The organism is Leisingera sp. F5 (genome assembly GCF_001593695.1).
The window spans coordinates 146,670-164,780 of the sequence record NZ_LUKH01000004.1; the positions used below are offsets into that span (position 1 = coordinate 146,670).

General features: G+C 58.2%; 15 protein-coding genes, 1 tRNA gene and 2 pseudogenes. 8 read left to right on the forward strand and 10 right to left on the reverse strand.

Annotation, left to right across the window (positions count from 1 at the left end; genetic code table 11):
- Positions 1–7 precede the first annotated feature (7 nt).
- Positions 8–532, reverse strand: coding sequence for a flagellar basal body-associated protein FliL (gene fliL / locus A2I95_RS04125; RefSeq protein WP_291728126.1), 525 nt, complete (start codon positions 530–532; stop codon positions 8–10).
- Positions 533–651: 119 nt separating this feature from the next.
- Here fliL and fliF point away from each other — a divergent pair, with 119 nt between their 5' ends.
- Genes fliF through fliP form a run of 4 tightly spaced genes read left to right on the forward strand, consistent with a single transcriptional unit; the run spans position 652 to position 3,953 of the window.
- The gene (gene fliF, locus A2I95_RS04130; RefSeq protein ID WP_291728129.1) at positions 652–2,325 is read left to right on the forward strand and encodes a flagellar basal-body MS-ring/collar protein FliF; all 1,674 of its coding nucleotides are present in this window, start codon (positions 652–654) and stop codon (positions 2,323–2,325) included.
- Positions 2,325–2,924, forward strand: coding sequence for an ABC transporter ATP-binding protein (locus A2I95_RS04135; protein WP_291728131.1), 600 nt, complete (start codon positions 2,325–2,327; stop codon positions 2,922–2,924). The genes fliF and A2I95_RS04135 overlap by 1 nt, the downstream gene beginning before the upstream one ends.
- On the forward strand, positions 2,917–3,213 hold the full coding sequence (locus tag A2I95_RS04140) for a FliM/FliN family flagellar motor C-terminal domain-containing protein (protein ID WP_027257075.1): 297 nt from the start codon (positions 2,917–2,919) through the stop codon (positions 3,211–3,213). Before A2I95_RS04135 ends, A2I95_RS04140 begins: the two co-directional genes overlap by 8 nt.
- The gene (gene fliP / locus A2I95_RS04145; RefSeq protein ID WP_291728134.1) at positions 3,210–3,953 is read left to right on the forward strand and encodes a flagellar type III secretion system pore protein FliP; all 744 of its coding nucleotides are present in this window, start codon (positions 3,210–3,212) and stop codon (positions 3,951–3,953) included. The genes A2I95_RS04140 and fliP overlap by 4 nt, the downstream gene beginning before the upstream one ends.
- 946 nt (positions 3,954–4,899) lie before the next feature.
- Here fliP and A2I95_RS04150 read toward each other — a convergent pair.
- Positions 4,900–5,146, reverse strand: a pseudogene (locus A2I95_RS04150) (DDE-type integrase/transposase/recombinase); the annotation flags it as partial.
- Between the two features lie 227 nt (positions 5,147–5,373).
- Between A2I95_RS04150 and A2I95_RS04155 the strand changes: the two are divergent.
- Positions 5,374–5,615: pseudogene (locus A2I95_RS04155) on the forward strand (ATP-binding protein); the annotation flags it as partial.
- Between the two features lie 217 nt (positions 5,616–5,832).
- On the opposite strand, the gene A2I95_RS04160 reads toward A2I95_RS04155, so the two are convergent.
- From A2I95_RS04160 to A2I95_RS04180, 5 genes are all read right to left on the reverse strand, one after another.
- The gene (locus A2I95_RS04160; protein ID WP_291728136.1) at positions 5,833–6,939 is read right to left on the reverse strand and encodes a flagellar basal body P-ring protein FlgI; all 1,107 of its coding nucleotides are present in this window, start codon (positions 6,937–6,939) and stop codon (positions 5,833–5,835) included.
- On the reverse strand, positions 6,939–7,943 hold the full coding sequence (locus tag A2I95_RS04165; RefSeq protein ID WP_291728138.1) for a flagellin: 1,005 nt from the start codon (positions 7,941–7,943) through the stop codon (positions 6,939–6,941). Before A2I95_RS04165 ends, A2I95_RS04160 begins: the two co-directional genes overlap by 1 nt.
- A gap of 3 nt (positions 7,944–7,946) precedes the next feature.
- Positions 7,947–9,395, reverse strand: coding sequence for a flagellar hook-associated protein FlgK (flgK, locus tag A2I95_RS04170; protein ID WP_291728140.1), 1,449 nt, complete (start codon positions 9,393–9,395; stop codon positions 7,947–7,949).
- A 46-nt stretch (positions 9,396–9,441) separates the two neighbouring features.
- Entirely contained in the window at positions 9,442–10,749 is a 1,308-nt protein-coding gene (locus A2I95_RS04175) for a flagellar hook protein FlgE (RefSeq protein ID WP_291728142.1), read from the reverse strand.
- A gap of 124 nt (positions 10,750–10,873) precedes the next feature.
- Positions 10,874–11,710 (reverse strand): flagellar motor protein MotB, encoded by an 837-nt coding sequence (locus A2I95_RS04180; protein WP_291728200.1) that lies wholly within the window; start codon positions 11,708–11,710, stop codon positions 10,874–10,876.
- A gap of 271 nt (positions 11,711–11,981) precedes the next feature.
- On the opposite strand from A2I95_RS04180, the gene nirK reads away from it, so the two are divergent.
- Both nirK and A2I95_RS04190 read left to right on the forward strand, forming a co-directional pair.
- Positions 11,982–13,106 (forward strand): copper-containing nitrite reductase, encoded by a 1,125-nt coding sequence (gene nirK, locus A2I95_RS04185; RefSeq protein WP_291728143.1) that lies wholly within the window; start codon positions 11,982–11,984, stop codon positions 13,104–13,106.
- Positions 13,107–13,182: 76 nt separating this feature from the next.
- Entirely contained in the window at positions 13,183–13,977 is a 795-nt protein-coding gene (locus tag A2I95_RS04190; protein WP_291728145.1) for an SUMF1/EgtB/PvdO family nonheme iron enzyme, read from the forward strand.
- A gap of 340 nt (positions 13,978–14,317) precedes the next feature.
- Here the strand turns inward: A2I95_RS04190 and hemN are convergent, their stop codons facing one another.
- Positions 14,318–15,673 carry an oxygen-independent coproporphyrinogen III oxidase gene (gene hemN / locus A2I95_RS04195; protein ID WP_291728202.1) on the reverse strand — a complete coding sequence of 452 codons (1,356 nt, stop codon included), beginning with the start codon at positions 15,671–15,673 and terminating at the stop codon, positions 14,318–14,320.
- A gap of 218 nt (positions 15,674–15,891) precedes the next feature.
- On the opposite strand from hemN, the gene A2I95_RS04200 reads away from it, so the two are divergent.
- Positions 15,892–15,978, forward strand: a tRNA-Leu gene (locus tag A2I95_RS04200).
- A 97-nt stretch (positions 15,979–16,075) separates the two neighbouring features.
- Here the strand turns inward: A2I95_RS04200 and A2I95_RS04205 are convergent.
- Positions 16,076–17,563: an FAD-dependent oxidoreductase gene (locus tag A2I95_RS04205; RefSeq protein ID WP_291728147.1), complete on the reverse strand. Its 1,488-nt coding sequence runs from the start codon at positions 17,561–17,563 to the stop codon at positions 16,076–16,078.
- Positions 17,564–17,574: 11 nt separating this feature from the next.
- A complete protein-coding gene (locus A2I95_RS04210) occupies positions 17,575–18,018 on the reverse strand; it encodes a cupin domain-containing protein (RefSeq protein ID WP_291728149.1) in 444 nt (147 codons plus the stop codon).
- Between the last annotated feature and the right edge of the window lie 93 nt (positions 18,019–18,111).

Consider the following 18,111-nt stretch of genomic DNA (forward strand, 5'->3'; position numbering starts at 1 on the left):
TGTCCTCCTAGTTCAGTACGAAATCCATAATCAGCAGATCACGCACCCGGCCCTGGCCGGTTGCAATATTGATCCGCCGCAGCATCTGCGCCCTCAGTTTCGGCAGCGCCATCGGATCGGTCAGATCCTCTAGCTCCAGTGCTCTCAGGTAGCTGTTCAGGACATCGATAACCCGCGGCAGGATTTTTTCGACTTCGGCCTGGTGGGCCAAGTCGACCTCTAGTTGCGCGCGGAACCGTAAATGCTTGATACCGCTGGCTTTACGCAGGGTAATCACAATCGGGTCCATTTCGATAAAGGCAAGATTGGCGATATCCTCCGCCGTCTCACCACTGTCCACGCCTTCTGGCGCCACTTCGGCCGCAGGCGCCGGTTCCGGCGCCGCTTTCTGACCAAAGGGAAGAAGGCCTGACTGAACGGCAAAGAATCCGCCGCCGCCGCCAGCCAATGCCAGCACCACCCCGATAATCAGGGGCAGTTTGCTTTTCTTGGCCGGGGCATCTGCTTCCGTATCTACTGCAGCGTCTGTCATGGCTATCCCTAAAACGTCGTGCAGCATCTTCATAACCTGCGAGGAACTAACCGAATGTTAAGGCCGATCCGTCAAAAAGGTTGCACGCCGGAGAGAACGCCGGTGCGACGGAGGTTAATGTGCAGCAGATCAAGAATGTCTGGGCTGAAATGGACATGCGAAAGCGTCTGATAGCCGTGGGTGCCACGGTCATCATGATTCTCAGCGTGATCGCGATGTCCCATGTGGCAAGCAAGCCAACAATGACACTGCTCTATGCCGGGCTGGAAAGCGGCTCGGCCGGAGATGTGGTGCGGGCGCTGGAACAGCGCGGTGCCCAATATGAAGTGCGTGGCAGCTCAATCTACGTGCCGTCAACGCAGCGTGACGAACTTCGGATGACACTGGCCAGCGAAGGCCTGCCCGCCAATGGCGGCAAAGGGTACGAGCTGCTCGATTCGCTCAGTGGCTTTGGCACCACCTCGCAGATGTTCGACGCCGCTTATTGGCGCGCAAAGGAAGGCGAGCTGGCTCGCACTATTGTTGGCAGCCCGCATGTAAGCCAGGCACGGGTGCATATCGCAAATGCCGGCTCGAACCCCTTTCAGCGCACCGTAGAACCCACCGCGTCGGTTTCAGTCGTGCCGATGGGATCCCCAGTAACACCTGCACAAGCCAACGCGATCCGCTTCCTCATTTCGTCTGCGGTCACCGGCCTTGCCGTTGAAAACGTTGCAGTGATTGATGCCAACGGCGCGTTGATCGGGTCTTCGGATGCCACTGCAGCCGCCGGCGCCGGAACCGATGACCGGTCCCAGACGCTTCGCGAACGTGTCATGCGCTTGGTTGAGGCACGCGTCGGCCAGGGAAATGCGGTGGTCGAAGTGAGTGTCGCGACCGTCACCGACACCGAATCAATCCGGGAAAAGCGGGTGGACCCGAAAAGCCGTGTCGCCGTCAGCACTGACGTCGAGGAACGTGCCGACTCATCTACCAACCAATCCGGAGAGGTCACGGTTGCCTCCAACATTCCCGACGGCGACGCCGCCTCAGGCCAGGGGTCAAAAGCCAATACCAGCGCCACCCGGGAGCGAATCAACTATGAAATCTCGGAAACCGAGAAAGAGATCCTCCGCGGTCCCGGAGCCATCAAGCGCCTGACCGTTGCAGTGCTGGTCAATGGTTCCGCAGTGACAAATGACGCAGGTGAAACTGTATTCCAGCCCCGGCCGGAAGACGAGTTGACCGCCTTGCGGGAGCTGATTTCCGCCGCTGTCGGTTTTGACGCGGACCGCGGGGATGTGATTACGCTCAAGTCCATGGATTTGCCGACAGTGGAGCCACAGGGTTCCGTGGCCACCGCAGGGTTCATGGACAACCTCTACTTTGACGCAATGTCGCTGATCCAGCTCGCGGCTCTGGCCCTGGTCAGCCTGATCCTGGGCCTGTTCGTCGTGCGTCCCATTTTGTCGAATCAAGCGGCTCCGGTAGCAGCGCTGTCCGGTCCGGAGGGTGGCGGGCTGCCGGGGCTGCCAGGTGTTGGCGGCGACGGGTTCATGACTGCCCCGGATCTTGGTGCGGGACTCGCACTTGAGGGTGAAATTGAAAACAACGAAACCGGACAGTTCGAACCATTGGGCGACCTGCCTGCCATGGGTACTGGCGGTGACATGATGGGAGCGGCCGGTTTTCCGGCACTGGGCGGTGGCATGGATGACCCGGTCGACCGTTTGCGCAACTTGATTGGCGAGCGTCAGGAAGAAACCGTGCAGATCCTGCGCGGCTGGCTGGAAGAAAACAAGGAGCAAGCCTGATGACAATAGCACATTTGCTCGAAGACTTCGGAATGAATACCTCGGCAGAGCCTGCCCTGCCCGCAGTTTCCGAGGAACTTATAGAAGAACAGCGACTAGCCTCCTTTGAGAACGGGTACAGCGCCGGCTGGGACGATGCCGTGACAGCCAAAGATCAGGAAAGCAGCCGGATATCGGCAGAGCTGGCCAATTCTCTGGAAGATCTCAGCTTCACCTATCACGAAGCGCAAAGCCAGTTGCTCGATTCGCTGGACCCAATGTTCAAGGTGCTTACCAGCGCCGTGCTTCCGGATGCCATGGCTGCCTCCTTCGGGCATCATATCGTCGATCAGCTTGCGGAAATGGCCAAGGGCCAGACCGGTCAGCCGATGCAAATCGTGGTCGCTCCCGGGGAGGCCGCACCAGTGCGCAGCCTGCTGCCGGACAATTTCTCCGTTCCGGTCACCGTGCAGGAAGACAGTGTGTTGTCTCCCGGACAGGCCTATCTGCGCATTGGCAGCACGGAATGCGAAATCAATTGCGACGCCCTTCTAGAATCGATCCAGGACTCGATAGAGGCCTTCACCTATCACGCGAAAGAGGACAGCCAGTATGGATGATGCTGCCGACCTGAACATGAAATCCGCTGATGCAAACAATCCCTTTGTTTCGGTTCCCGTCGAAGTCGTTGTCTCGGTCGGCAAAGCCCGGCCGCTGATCCGTGACCTGGTCAGCCTTGGCGAAAATGCGATTCTCACTTTGGATAAGCGGGTCGAAGACCCCGTTGATCTTTACGTCGGCGACCGGCTGGTCGCCCGTGGCCAGCTCGAAGAGCTGGAGGGAGATCAGGCTGGCCAGTTGGCCGTGCGCCTGACAGAAATTGCTGATCTTCAAAGCGGTTTGGGATGACACACAAGACTATTGTGCGGGCGGCCCTGGCTGCAGCAATCCTGCTGGCCATACCGCAAACCGCCCTGGCTCAAGAACTGAGCCTTTCGCTGGCAGACGGCGAGTCGATCTCTGCCCGTTCAATCCAGCTAATACTGCTGATTACCGTGCTCAGCCTGGCTCCTGGCCTGCTGATCATGATCACCTGTTTTCCATTCCTGGTGACCGTGCTATCGATTCTGCGCCAAGGCATCGGGCTGCAGCAAGCACCGCCCAACATGCTGATCATCAGTCTGGCTCTGTTCCTGACCTATTTTGTGATGGAACCAGTCTTTACCGAAGCCTGGACCACTGGCATCAATCCGCTTCTGGAAGAACAGCTGGAACCAGGCGAAGCCATCACTCGCAGCTTGGAACCCTTCCGTGCCTTCATGGCCAACCGGCTGGATCCGGACACATTTTATGCAATTGCAGACCTCAGGCCGGAAACCCAGGGCATGGACCCCGTGCCCGAAGCGCCTCTATCGGCACTGGTTCCAAGCTTCCTACTGTCGGAAATTTCGCGCGCCTTTCAAATCGGATTTCTCGTCTTCCTGCCTTTCCTGGTCATTGATCTGGTTGTTGCTGCAGTTCTGATGTCCATGGGTATGATGATGGTGCCGCCTGCCATCGTGTCCCTGCCCTTCAAACTGGCATTTTTTGTAGTTGCAGATGGCTGGAGCCTGATCGCCACCGCTCTGGTACGCAGCTACTACCCCTGAACCCTTCCAATGATCTGGGGAAAGCCCCGGCATCTATGTAGTGCCCGGACTTTCTCCAGATCACAGTAACTGTCCACAAGCATTCATAGTTGCCTCTGTTTTTGAAATAAAAGGCGTCCCAAAGCACCCCCTGAAATTTCTATTCAGAGGCTCCTTTGAGGGATCGAGAGAGCGGATTGGTGAAGTTGGCGGTGCAAAAAACTGCGAAGATCAGCCGGCGTATTTCCGCTGAGTTAAGTCCTTCAAGCAGATCTACCGCGAGTTTCGAGTGTCCGCGCGAGACGCAAGAGATTGTGCATGACGCCCATGGCAAGGCGTTTTCTCCTTCGGCGGGGCCTGTGCGAGGGGCATCTGCGACAGCGGTGATTGACTGTTATTGGTCCGTCGACAAGGAACGCGAAGACTCCAGTGGATACGACCCTTGACGGTAAGGGCCGGCCCAGCAATCACAGGTTCCAGCAGATTTGGGAGCATTCTCCGATCGATCAGCCGCCCATTGGGCTTGAACCTATGACGCCCAATCGGACAGACCTGTACTCCCGCTTCCGGTTCGGAGAAAGGTCGGGCCGAGAACCAGCTCGGCGTGCTCCGGCGCCGGTTCTTCGTGTCTCGGTTAGAATTCAATTCTTATGGCAAGCTGAAGGCCCGGCGACTGGCCGATTTTCTCGCGCAACCGCATCTGGAGCTGCAAGACAGAACGGTCCGGAATAGCGCACCAACCTTGTTCCGTATGTCAGCCCGGTGTGATCAGGGCCTCTGCCAGCCGATTGGACTGCTGGCAGCCGCGCGCGCCTTCGGACCCGGCAAATCACTCTGCGACCCGCGACACTGTTTTCCTGTTTCAGCCCGCGATCCTGGCACATTGCGCAACGGAGCGCCGTTCAAGAATTGGGAACTGCCTACTGCGATCAGACGCGTTCAGTGCAAACTGGAACGTCGGCCCCGTTCGGTCATAGAGGACCTTCTCCGGTGCCCCACCCATTTCCCCAATAGGCGGCGATGTGGCACCGCAGAACCGTCTGCAAGTTCTGGTTGGACGCAAACCGGCCCCAGAGCCAGCGCGAGTGACCAAGAACGAGGCCTCAAAGCCAGCCTTTCCGGGTCACACCAGGCTCGTCTTTGAACTCCACCTTGAGCTCGGCAAAGTCCACCTGCGCCTGACGACCTGGCCGTGTCTCAAACCGCTGCGCAAAACCGCGAAGATAAACAACGTTGATGCACAGGCATGGCTTACCTGGGTTCTGGCTCAGATTGCGGATCAAAAGATCCACCCATGAGCGAACTCGTGCCATGGCGGTACGCTGCTATCGCAGCGTCGCATGGAGCACCGGAACCGCGCCAAAGCGCCTTTGCCGGGCGGTTACTTCTGATTTGCGGCGCAGGCACCTGCATCCGGAACGACCGGTGCGGGCCGGTCCTTGACGTCGTTGATCTGGTCGCGGACTGGATGCTGGAGCACGCGGAGAACGCCAGGTGCAAATCGCGGACCTGATCTTGCGCCCAGACTTCCTGATCCTGGATGAGCTTTAATACCTGCCCATCGCCCGGATCGGCGGGCAGCTGCTGTTCCACCTGATCAGCAAGCACTATGTGCGCCACTCCATCACCGTCACAACCAACCTCGGTTTCGGTGAAAAGCCAAGTATTTTCGGCGACGCCAAGAGGGCAAGGCCAGTATTAGTTTTAGCGCTTGCAACTTTCATGTTGCAATGCCCACGAAATTTGCGCGGATGAGCCCCCTTCTCCACCCAAACGAAACCGTGCAACAGCATGGGTCCTTGTCCAGAACTGCGCGTCCAGCCCGCATATCGCGATACAAAAAAAGCCCTGGCCGCTGCAAGCTGGGCCAGGGCTCTTCTCCGCGTCTGCTCATGCTGATCTAACGGACGACAAACTCTGCATGCAATGCACCGGCCGCTTTCAGGCTTTTGAGAATATCGATCATGTCCCGCGGCGACACGCCCAAGGCATTCAAACCTGCCACGACTTCGGACAACGAAGTTGTCTCCGGCACTTCGGCAAGTTGGACGCCCTCTTCTTCCTCAATAGCTGCACCGGTGCGCGGAACGACAACCGTTTCACCATTTGCGAAGGGATTAGGCTGCACCACCAGCGGCGTCTCTTCGATCCGCAAAGTAAGATTCCCTTGAGCCACCGCAACGCGGGAAATCCGCACATCGCTGCCCATCACAATCGTTCCGGAACGCTGATCCACCACAACCCGCGCCTTGCGCTGAGGTTCAACCAGTATGTTCTCGATCCGGCCCACGGCGTGAGCCGTCGAACGGGTGTTTGTGCGCTTGATATCAACCTCGACAGTTCCGGAATCCCGCATCAGGGCAACGTTGCGGCCAAACTCATCGTTGATCGCCCGTTCAATCCGGCCGGCTGTGGTGAAATCCGGCTCCCGCAAGGCCAGGCGCATGGAGCTGAGAGAGGACAGATCAAAGCCGATCTCACGTTCGACCCGGGCGCCCGAAGGGATCACACCGGCGGTTGGCACCCCTTGGGTTACCGTGGCAGCGTTGCCTTCAGCAACCGCTCCACCCGCCAAGATTGTACCTTGGGAGACGGCATAAATCTGCCCGTCCGCAGCATTGAGCGGTGTCATGATCAGGGTGCCGCCCAACAGGCTCTTGGAGTCACCGATGGCTGACACCGTTACATCAATGGTGCTTCCCACCCGGGCAAAAGGCGGCAGTGTGGCGGTTACAAAGACCGCCGCAACGTTTTTTGGCCGGAACTGCTCACCGGTCACATTGACACCAAGCCGCTCCAGAATGTTGGACATGATTTCTTCGGTAAACGGCGAATTCCGCAGCCCGTCACCGGTGCCGTCCAAGCCGACGACCAGGCCGTAACCGACCAGATCGTTGCCGCGGACGCCATCAAATTCAACCAGATCCTTAAGACGGATGGTATTTGCCTGCGCCACTGCGGGCAGCAGGAGCAGGCAAGCGAAAAGAAGGCGAAGAAATACCTGCATCAGAGATAATTCAACAGTGAGAGCTGCGAGCTGCGCGAAGTGATTGTATAGAGTCCTTCAAGCTGCGTTTGTGCCTCTTCCAGCCGCGTATAGGTTTCATATGGATCGGCAGACACCAGGTTGTTTTTGACAATGCTCAAGCTGGTTTTCGAAGCCTCATTGCGGGTGTTCACCGCTTCAAGCTGGCCTTCGATAAAGCCAACATCCGCTTGCAACTGAATCAGCTTGTCCACGCTGTCTGTAAGCTCGCTGCTGGCTTGGCGGACAAGGTCGACTTTCACATCATCCGTCAAACCGAGACTGGGTTCATCTGCTAGAGCTGTAATGACGTAACTCTGCAGCGCATGTTTGAGATTGTCATCATCAGCGCGGATGCCCAGTGTTACCTGTTCACCCTCGCCAACGGTGACAGGCTGCAACGAAGTGGTGGAACCGCTGTACATGACAGTGTCGAATCCAGCTGGATCGTCAAACCAATCCTTCACGGCCTGAATGATGTCATTGCTTGTTGTCAGCCCGGAGACCTCGGTGAGGATTGCACTCATAAGGGTGCCGGTGTCATTGAGCGGCTTTGTATCCGTCGCGGTGCCCGCAAAGATTGTACGCCCGCCGACAGATGCATTCAACAGATTGATTGCACTGGATATTCTTTGCTTGGCCTGGCTTCCGAACTGCTCAGCGTTGTCAACGTCAATGGCGGACGACAGCGTCAGGATGTCATTCCGCATCGCTTGCACCTGGCTTTGCACCTTATCAAGGCTGCCCTGCGTCGTGGTGGCAAACAGCTGAACTTCGCCATTGGCGACCATATAGCTGTCGAGCCGGTTCAAGGTGTTTTCGAGATCCGCCAGATAGGTAAAGTCACCACCCAGACGTTCGGTCAGGTTAGACGACTTACCGGTAGCAAACTCTTCGGAGAGCGTTGTTATATTCTGCTGCAATTCCGCATTGCGGCTGCGGAGAAAGAGGTGCTGCGCCATATCACCATAGGAATTCAAAATCATGCGTCAGATCCTCAGTAGTGTATCCATAAGTTCGTCGACAACGGTGATCACCCGGGCATTGGCCTGGTAGTACTTTTCCACCAGCAACAGGTTCTGCAATTCAGCATCCGTATCGACGCCGAGCCCCAGTTCCGCTTGGCTCAATTCGTTGAAGCTGGCCGCCGCAAAGGCCGATGCGCGCGACGCTGTTTCATTGTCCTGTGCAAACCGCGACAGAAGGTTTGCACTCAGCGTCGAAGCTGTCATGTTCGCTGTGCCTAGCCCGACCGAAGATACCGTCCGGGTGGCGTTCAGCGTGTCGGAATAAGCCTGCAGCAAACTGGAATCACCTGGATCACCTTGACCCGCTGCGTAAAGGCCGTCGCGGAACCGCCATGTTTCTCCGGTGCCGTCCAAGGCCACCAGATCATTCAATTCAATGCGGTTGGAGATACCGACGAAATTTGCCGGGTCATAGAAACCGCCATCATCCGTGAAGATGCCGGCGTCGGTGACGCCAATGGTGGCATCCAGTGCGGGATCCTGAAACCGCTCGATCAGATCGGCGGCCATTGTGTCAAGATCCTCTTGGGCTTCCACAGCAGTTACATCCCGGATTTCGAACTGGGCTGTAAGCTTGCCACCCCGAAGCGGTCCGTCCGGGCTGGTGTCAATCACTTTGCCGTTGACCTCAAGCCCGGAAATCAATGCATTCCCCAGTGTCATGTGCGGAAGGATATCCCGCGACGGAGTAAAACTCAGCTCGGACGCCTTGCCGTCCAACAGCATAACCCCGCCGGTTGAGTAGAGCGTCACCTGGCCATTTTCGCGCCGGACAACATTGACTGGAATGATTTCGTTGACCTGATCAACCAGCTGATCCCGCTGGTCCTGCATCGCTACAGCATCCATGCCACCGGCTTCGACGACCATTATGCGGGCATTCAGTTTTTCGATTTCCTTCAGCGCCTGATTCACGGTTTCAACCTGAGAGTCGATCGCATTGTCCGCGTTGATCCTAAGATCCCGCAACCCTTCAGCCGTGCGGGAAATCGAGTCGGCCAGCGAATTCGCCTTCACGGCCAAATCATTCAGCCTGGGCTGTGAATCCGGGCGTGAGACCGCCTCAATCAATGAAGACTCGAAATCCGATAGGTGCGAAGCCAGTGACATCTCGTCGTCAACTGTGCCGACCAGATCGGACATCCGGCCGTAGAAATCAGACTGGATCCTGGACGCGCCGTAGTCTGCCTCGGCAACTCTGCGGTTAGTGATCAGAACCGGGTCGTTGATGCGCTGAACATGCCCGACCCGGACGCCGGGAACGCCAACGCCAGGACTGTTCAGATCCAACACCCGGCGCGAATATCCAGGTGTCAGAGCGTTGGCCAGGTTTTCCGAAACCACTTGCGAGGACCGGCTGGCCGCGGTCAGACCGCTCATCGCGCTGTTAAGGGCGGAATAAATAGACATGTTCAGCCTGCTTTCGTGAAGCCAATGTCAGGGAGCATCAAGCGCTTTAGCGCTTGATGTTGGTGGTTTCCTGCAACATTTCGTCAACGGTCTGGATTACCTTGGCGTTGGACGAATAGGCGCGCTGTGTCTGGATCATATCCGTCAGCTCGGTCGCCACATCCACAGCGGATTCTTCCTGGGCATAACCGAGAATCTCACCCGTCGGCCCGTCGCCGGCATCCCATAGGTAAAAGTCCCCGGATTCATCGGTCGGCATGTAAGTTTGCGAATCCAGTGCCCGCATACCGTTGACGTTGGAAACATCTGCCAAGGGAACTTTGTAAATCACCTTGGTATCGCCGGAGTCATATTCTGCTATGACTTCACCGCTCTCATTGATCTCAACAGCAACAAAAGAACCCACTGCATTACCGTCTTTCTTAGTGGTTCCCGGCACGAATTCATCGCCAAGCTGGCTCATACCGGTGCTACCGCCGATAGTACCAATGTTAATTTCAACCGGCCCGCCTGCAACGTTAATAGTCACCGAACCAGCGGTCGCGTCATATGCACCGCCTGTAACGGTTGCCACGCTCGCCAGAGAACCGCCCGTGGTGCTGCTGTCATCGAAGGTCAGCGTGTATTCCCCGATGTTAGCCGCCCCTGTTGCGGAATCCACGATTTCCATCGTCCATTCATTGGTGCCAGACGTTGCCGGCAGTGTCGCAACATTTGGCGTATACGTAATGGTAAGCTCTTCAGCATTGCCCATATTATCGTAATACAAGACGACCTGTTCAACCGGATCGCCTGACGCCCCAACATCTGTCTCATCAGCGGGCAAGTTGGCGGTCAGGCTGATTTCTGTTGTTGGTTCCGCAGATAGGCGGTTCAGGTCGACATGGATCGGTTCCAACGCATCAGATGTATCACGTGCTGCATCCGGAACTGAACCATCAGCCAGCGCCGGCCAGCCCATCAGCGCCAGGCCCGATTCAGTTGTCAGATACCCATTTGAATCAGTACGGAAAGACCCGGTGGTGGTCAGCATCATCTGCGGGTCGCCGCCAGCCACTACTTCAGTGATCGAGGCCACAGGCAGCATGCCGCGTCCGCGCACTGCAATATCTGTGGCATTGTTGGTTGACACCAGCGGCCCACGCTCATCGATCAGGCGGACATTGGTGGTACGCACACCACCAGCCGAATAGGTGCCGCCTGAATTCGACAAGACCATGGAATGGAAATCTGTTTCTACCCGTTTGTACCCGCGGGTCGAGGAGTTGGCGATGTTATCGGAAATGGAAGCCAACCGGCTGGCGTTGGCGCTCAATCCTGAAACACCCGCGTTCAGCGACGAAGAAATGGTCATAGCGCGCCTTTCTGCTGCATCTAATCATTCTGGATGCAACAGCTAGCGCAGGAGCGATTAACGGGCGGCTAACAGATAAAATATGACTTATCTGCTGGCCGCCTGTCGTAATGTTTTCAGTGGCTTATTCGCGCAAAAGGATGATTTCGATCCGGTCGTTGCGGGCTGCCATCGGGTTTCCGACCGCCAACTTGCGGTCGGCATGGCCGGTCACCCGGTGAATCCGGCCCGTTGCCAGCCCACCCGATTCGAGCAGCGTGCGTGTTTTGTCGGCTCTGTCATGGGACAGCTCCCAAACCGGATTCTTTGCCAGCACAACCGGATGGGATCGGATGTGGCCACCAATGGCGACATTGCTGGTAACACTTTCCGACACCCGCGCAATCATCCTGACCAGATCCCGGAACAACGGCGTTGGCTCAGCTGCACCCTCTTTGAACAGCGGGATGTCTTCTGTGGCAAAAAGTTCGATTATCAACCCTTCGTCAGTGACCCGGGTCACAATGTGGCGGGCCATCGCAACCGTCACCATGCTCTCTCCGCCACGTCCAGACAACTGTTCTTCGATGGCGCGGAACTTGGAGTCTTCTTCCTCGCGCTTCTCGTTGGTCTCGACTCCGGTTTCTCCCTGCGCCTGCTGCGCATCCATCGGATTGATATCCGTTGCCCCGGTACCTGATTGCGGCTGAATTTCCTCGGTGAACATACTGTCACCTTGAAACGCACCATTGCCACCGCCGGAAACCCGGCTTAGCGGAATTGACGGCGAGAAGTAATCCGCCAGACCCTTGCGTTGTTTTTCCGTCGTCGCGTTCAGCAGCCACATCAGCATAAAGAAGGCCATCATCGCGGTCACGAAGTCGGCATAAGCCACTTTCCACGCGCCACCGTGATGGCCATCGCCACCACCTGATTTTTTCTTCTTGATGATAATGGGCGCCACATTGCTTTGTGCGCTCATATCCACCACCACTATTTTCACCCACCCCCGGGATAACAGGCGGCGCGTTAAACCGGTCTTAACAATTAAATTTGCCGGCAGTTCTCACTCTCAGCCGTCGGCTGGTCCAGGCAGGCCGTGCCAGCCTCCCTGCTGTAAATTTGCATCTTAAAGACAGCTTATCTTGACATCGAGAAATCTTATCGAAGGTTGATCGAGAGCAACCAGCCCAAACCGGTCCAGCGATAGAGTCTCCTCAACACGGCAAATGGGACACGAAAAGGAGAACACTATGCTGACCCGCAGAGCCGCACTTATGGGAGCAGCCGGCGTAGCAGCGCTGCCTGTACTTGCCAAAGCCGCCAAAGCTGAAAGCACCACCGTCCACGAGAGCGCTGCACCGGCGGACCTGTCCAGCCTGCAGCGTATCAAGCGTGAACTGCTGCCCCCCCCCTTCGTGCACGAGCACGAACAGGTGGCACCCGCTGCGCCGCGCATCGTCGAGTTCGAGATGAAGATCGCCGAGAAGGAAATCGAGGTCGACCAAGGCGCTTACCTGCAAGGCATGACCTTCAACGGATCGATTCCGGGACCGATGATGGTGGTGCACGAGGGCGATTACGTTGAGCTTACCCTGATCAACCCGCCGGAAAACATGCTGCAGCACAATATCGACTTCCATGCAGCCACCGGCGCTCTGGGCGGCGGCGCGCTGACCTTGGTGAACCCGGGCGAGAAGACTGTGCTGCGGTTCAAGGCAACCCGGCCGGGCACCTTTGTCTACCATTGCGCGCCAGGCGGCCCGATGATCCCATGGCACGTTGTCGCCGGTATGGCCGGATCAATCATGGTTCTTCCGCGGAACGGGCTTACGGACCACAATGGCGATCCGGTCAGATATGACCGCGTCTACTATATCGGGGAAAACGAGTTCTACATTCCGAAGGACGGGAATGGCGACTACATCCGGTACGAAGATGTCGGTGAAAGCTACCCCGATACCCTTGAAGTCATGAACGGGCTGATCCCCAGCCACGTTGTATTCAATGGCGCGGTAGGGGCGCTGACCGGCGAAAACGCACTGAAGGCCAAACAGGGCGAGAAAGTACTGTTTGTTCACAGCCAAGCCAACCGCGACAGCCGCCCGCATCTGATTGGCGGGCACGGCGACCTGGTTTGGGAAGCGGGCAAGTTCAACAATGTGCCGGACCGCGATCTGGAAACCTGGTTCATTCGCGGTGGTTCCGCGGGCGCGGCGCTCTATGAATTCCTGCAACCGGGAGTCTACGCCTATGTGAACCACAATCTGATCGAGGCGGTGAACCTTGGCGCAACCGCACATGTGGTGGTTGAAGGTGAATGGAACAACGACCTGATGGAACAGGTGGTCGCCCCGACTGAATACTCCGGCTCTTGAGCTTAGGCCGGACGTGACACTGGACTGGGCGGCCGCAGCACGCGGCCGCCCGTTTTTGCCTGAAGGGGACGCAGACATGAAAGTTGAGCTGATTGCCGCCGGGCTTGCTGCTGTCATTGGCCTGCCGGGCCTTTGGTATTCCGCTGTCAAGGAACCGGCCCCGCTGACGGAAACCGTATCCATCGCCGCGGATACCATTGCCTACCGCCCGATCGGCAATTTTCACCGGAACGGGAAAAGCGTGGTGCCGCCGGAACAGCAGCGTCCTGTTGCAGGTTTTGAGATCATGAAACACCAGGTCTCCGCCGCAGAATATGCCGCCTGTGTGGCAGCGGGTGCCTGCAAGACGGCTGACACCAACCCGGCGGAGGGCAGCCAGCCGCAAACCCACGTCAGCTGGCATGATGCCACCGCCTATGCCCAATGGTATTCCAAGGAAACCGGCCAGAGCTGGCGGCTGCCGGACGAGGCCGAATGGCAGCTGGCTGCGGCAGAAGTATTCGGCGATGAGGCGGTCGAATCCGATAGCGGCGATCCGGCCCAGCGCTGGCTGCGCCAATACGCCCGCGGCGTCACCCTGCGCGGATTGCCAGGGCCGACGCAGAATCCTAAAAGCGAGCCCGGCGCAAATAGCAACGGCCTCACCGGCCTTGGCGGCAACATCTGGGAATGGACCGGCGGCTGCATGCAGAACGGCGAGGTGCAGAAGGATGGCAGCCTCGCTTTGGGTGATCCCTACTGCAGCGCCCGCATCACCGGCGGCCGCCACCGGGCGGTTGTGATCGACTTTATCCGCGACGCCAGCGTCGGCGGCTGTGCCGTTGGCCTGCCGCCGGATTACCTGGGGTTCCGGCTGGTGAAAGACGGCTGACACTTCGCCACCGGGGCACTCCCGCGCCCGCAGGTGCCCCGGCTGCGCCGGAACCCCTTGGCGGCCTTGGGCCAGGCAGCTGCGCTGCGCTTTCCGCAGATAAACCTTTCACGGGCAAGTCTGCCTTGAAGTGCCTTCAAGATTGTTCGTTTACCCTCCCCGCATCAAGAGTAATCCGCGCCAAGGAACAGCCGCATACACGGCAAATGACACTGTGCCGGCCAATGAGATGCGGTGACACGAGCGGCCGCGCTGTGCGCCAGCACAGAGGAGCCACACCCAACTGTGAGGGGCCTCCAGAAGGAGGCCTTGGAACAGGCGGGAGCACCCCGCTCCCGGTTCAGGAGGCCCGGCTGTAACGCACCCCTTCAGGCACATGCGCATCAAAGCAGCTTGCGATAATCCGGGTCAGCGGCCGGCCTTCGGGCAGGATCTTCAGTGCCGCATCATCCAATTGCACCAGATCGCCGAACCGCGCCGCGATCTGTGCCAGATCCGCATCCAGCATCGCTGCAAGGTGCCCGAAATGCTGCTTCAACTCTACCCGGTTCAGCCGAAACTCGCACATCAGCATCTCAATGGCGCGGCCGCGCAGCAGGTCTTCATCGCTCATCACATGCCCGCGGGCGCCAGTCAAATGCCCCGCCTCGACCCTCTGCACATACGCAGGCGTGGCTGCTGCGTTCTGGATATAGCCGCCGGCAAAGCGGGAGATCGAGGACGCCCCGAATCCGATCAGCGTCGGGCAGGTGTCATCGGTGTAGCCCTGGAAGTTGCGGCGCAGATGCCCGGTGCGCGCTGCCACCTCCAGCCCGTCGCCAGGCTTGGCGAAATGGTCGATGCCAATGGCGGTAAAGCCCGCCTCGGCAAATTTTTCGGCCGACAGCCCGGCCAGATGAAAGCGCGCCAGATCGTCCGGCAGCGTCTCTTCCTTGATAAGCTTCTGCCGCTTGGCCACCCAAGGCACATGCGCATAGCCGAACAGCGCCAGCCGGTCGGGTGCAAGGCTCAACACCTTCTCCACTGTATCCGCCATCCGCGCCTGCGTCTGATGCGGCAGGCCATAGACCAGATCGGCATTCAGAGAAGTGATCCCCGCCGCGCGCAGGTCCTCGACACAGGCCCTGGTCACTTCGAACGGCTGTTCGCGTCCGATCGCCTGCTGGACCAGCGGGTCAAAGTCCTGAATGCCGATGCTGGCGCGGTTCATGCCCTCTGCCGCCAGCGCCGCGATTTTCTCCCGGTCGACCATGGTCGGGTCGATCTCCACCGAGAACTCCCAGTTATCGGTCTGCGGGAAAACCGCCTTCACCGCCTGTGCAAGCCGGTGGATCAAGGCGGGCGGCAGGATGGTTGGGGTGCCGCCGCCCCAATGCATCCGCCCCATCCGCAGTCCCTTGGGAAGCAAAGGCGCCACCTGTTTCAGCTCTTGCTCCAGCGTACCAATATAGCTTTCTACCGGGCTCAGCGTCTGAGTGCCTTGTGTGCGGCAGGCGCAAAACCAGCACAGACGCTCGCAAAAAGGGATGTGCAAATAGACGGAAACCGGCACATCCGGATCCAGCGCCTGCAATTCGCGGGCCTGATCCGCGGCGCCAACGGCTGCAGTAAACACCGGCGCGGTCGGGTAAGATGTGTAGCGGGGCACCCGGCTGTCGAACAGCCCAAGGGCTTGGAGGCGGTCAATCTGTTTCATGACTTTGGTATGCCCCTTTTCAAACCGCGCCACTTTGCGCAGGATCAAACCAGAAATCATTTTTGACGCCCGCCGCAACGTCGGAGACATTTCTTCAACACGTTGATTTAAATCGAAAAAATCAAAAGTCACCAAATTTTTCAGGAATTCGGCGCCTGCGTGCATTTTCCGTTTGACGCTTCTTACGAACCGGCTTATATGCCGGTCCCACGACACCTGCCCAGGTGGCGGAATTGGTAGACGCGCTAGCTTCAGGTGCTAGTGTCCGTATGGACGTGGAGGTTCGAGTCCTCTCCTGGGCACCATTCCCCGAATATGTGAATTCTGCGCTTCGCAACAGCAGATATCCATCTGCTCAGGCAAGAAGGCGCCGGCCGTTTCCGGCAGGCACAAGGGCAGGTTTCAGGCCACCGTGTATTGCGGAGCCGTCGCCAGGAACCGGCCATAAGCACTGGCATCCGGCGGTGCAAATTGCTCAACTATCGGGTTGGACCGCTTCCACTGCGTCGCCCCCATATCCATCAGCAGTTCGTCAAAATGCTTGAAATGGAACGGCGCCGAGCACAGGCCGCCATAGATCTGCGCGGCAGGCCGCTCCTTGCGGCGCCAATCAAGCATCATCCTGATATTGCTCTCCATTTCCGCCCGCGTGGGCTGGCGTGCCAGCTTGCCGTCGGCATAGCGGACCAGCCAGTTTGCCACCATTTCCGCCGATAGGATCGTGCAGAAGCTGGAATTGAAACCAACAAATCCCATCTCCGGCAAGTCCGGGTTCACCGACAGCCGGTAGGTCCGGTACTGGCCATCAGCCTCGATCAGCTTGGCCAGATGCTGCTTGGCCAGATAGGGGATGCCAAGCTTCCAGCCGACCGCCGAGATCACCAGGTCAGCACCGATTCTATCGCCGTTCTCCAGCACCGCCTCATCACCCTCATACCGCGAAATTGTTGTGCGCCTCGGAATAACCGAGCCGCTTTTGAAACCTTCAAACAAACCCGGCGTCACAATCGGAACCGAACAGGATACATCCTTTTCGATCGGCATGCCGGGCACCATGTCCCACTTCTTCAACCCCAGCTGAAGCTTCAAAAGCGTCTCTAACCCGCGGAAATTCACCCAAATCAACGGTTTCGCCAGACTATAGATGGCCTTGTGCAGCCAGCTGCGGCCCCAACAGTTGAACTGCACCTCCTGCGCCCGCATATAAAGCAGCTTCTTAAAGTTGATGCCGCCGACGAAATACGGAACCCGCCAGACATTCTGCCGATAGACAAGATGCACTTGCCGCGCACCATTCTGCACTGCATTCACAGCCACATCGGTGGCAGACTTTGAACCGCCCAGCACGACCACCCTCTTGCCGCGCGCATGGCCTGGATCGAGATACTCCGAGGAATGCATCACTTCCCCGCCCTGCTCTGTGAAAGCGTCCTGCCCGGGATGGGTCAGGATGTTCTTCTCCGAAAACTGGCCGGTGCAGACCACCGCAAAATCCACATCCCGCACATTGGTTTCACCACCCGATTCTGTCACCAGCCGCCAGCCCGGCTGCCCGTCCGGCCGCCGGTCCATTTCCAGCACGTTTGTGTTCAGCTGAAACAGGTGATGCAGATCATGCTTGCTGGCATAGGAATGCAGATAGGCATGCACCTGCGGTCCCTTGGGCCACTCTGGATACTCTAGCGGCATCGGAAGATCAGTATAGCAGTAAAGTTCCTTGGGCGACTGCGTCTGCACCCCCGGATAGGAGCGCGACGGCTCCCACACTCCACCCAAGTCATGGCTGCGCTCAAACCCCAGAACCTGATGCCCCTTTTCCGCAAAGGCCTTGGCTGCCGCCAGCCCGCTTACTCCGCCGCCGATCACGGCAACCGTTTTGCGTTTTACCATGTCCCGCTCCGTCACTCAGCCGGGGGCGGCAGAAAGTCGACCTCATGCAGCGCCGAAAGCCGCACCAGTTCTTCCGGATCGGTCACGCCGTCCAGCACGCAAAACAATTCATACAGCTTGCGGGACGGCGCGACGCCAAACACGCAAGAGGCCGAAGCGCCTGAGCGGTTGAAGATGCCATGCGCGATACCCATCGGCATCCGCACTGTGTCTCCCGGTCCGGCCTGATAGACAACGCCGCCGAATTCCACCTCCAACGCGCCCTCCAGCAATGTGATCCACTCGTCCTGGGCAGGGTGAATGTGCGGCGGCACAAATGTGCCATCCGGGATGAACGCGTGCCAAATAAATGCGTTCTCACAATGCAGCTTGGGCGTGTAGGTGTGGCCAACTACATTCCAGGTCAAGCCCTCCAGCCCGTCGGCCGCCCTGGTAATTCCCTGATCCAAAGCCATGCTTTCCTCCCATTTTATCCTCCCTCCAGCCTAGGGGCGGATTTGCGAATGGATTATCCAAAATGCGCAAAATTGCGCAGCCTGCCGTGATTG

Excerpts from the sequence above, each read along its gene's own strand:
- A2I95_RS04165 (WP_291728138.1), bottom strand. The coding sequence starts at position 7,943 with ATGATTTTGAATTCCTATGGTGATATGGCGCAGCACCTCTTTCTCCGC.
- fliL (WP_291728126.1), bottom strand. The coding sequence starts at position 532 with ATGACAGACGCTGCAGTAGATACGGAAGCAGATGCCCCGGCCAAGAAA.
- A2I95_RS04205 (WP_291728147.1), bottom strand. The coding sequence starts at position 17,563 with ATGGTAAAACGCAAAACGGTTGCCGTGATCGGCGGCGGAGTAAGCGGG.
- A2I95_RS04135 (WP_291728131.1), top strand. The coding sequence starts at position 2,325 with ATGACAATAGCACATTTGCTCGAAGACTTCGGAATGAATACCTCGGCA.
- A2I95_RS04190 (WP_291728145.1), top strand. The coding sequence starts at position 13,183 with ATGAAAGTTGAGCTGATTGCCGCCGGGCTTGCTGCTGTCATTGGCCTG.
- hemN (WP_291728202.1), bottom strand. The coding sequence starts at position 15,673 with ATGAAACAGATTGACCGCCTCCAAGCCCTTGGGCTGTTCGACAGCCGG.
- A2I95_RS04175 (WP_291728142.1), bottom strand. The coding sequence starts at position 10,749 with ATGACCATTTCTTCGTCGCTGAACGCGGGTGTTTCAGGATTGAGCGCC.
- flgK (WP_291728140.1), bottom strand. The coding sequence starts at position 9,395 with ATGTCTATTTATTCCGCCCTTAACAGCGCGATGAGCGGTCTGACCGCG.
- A2I95_RS04180 (WP_291728200.1), bottom strand. The coding sequence starts at position 11,710 with ATGAGCGCACAAAGCAATGTGGCGCCCATTATCATCAAGAAGAAAAAA.
- nirK (WP_291728143.1), top strand. The coding sequence starts at position 11,982 with ATGCTGACCCGCAGAGCCGCACTTATGGGAGCAGCCGGCGTAGCAGCG.
- fliP (WP_291728134.1), top strand. The coding sequence starts at position 3,210 with ATGACACACAAGACTATTGTGCGGGCGGCCCTGGCTGCAGCAATCCTG.
- A2I95_RS04160 (WP_291728136.1), bottom strand. The coding sequence starts at position 6,939 with ATGCAGGTATTTCTTCGCCTTCTTTTCGCTTGCCTGCTCCTGCTGCCC.
- A2I95_RS04140 (WP_027257075.1), top strand. The coding sequence starts at position 2,917 with ATGGATGATGCTGCCGACCTGAACATGAAATCCGCTGATGCAAACAAT.
- A2I95_RS04210 (WP_291728149.1), bottom strand. The coding sequence starts at position 18,018 with ATGGCTTTGGATCAGGGAATTACCAGGGCGGCCGACGGGCTGGAGGGC.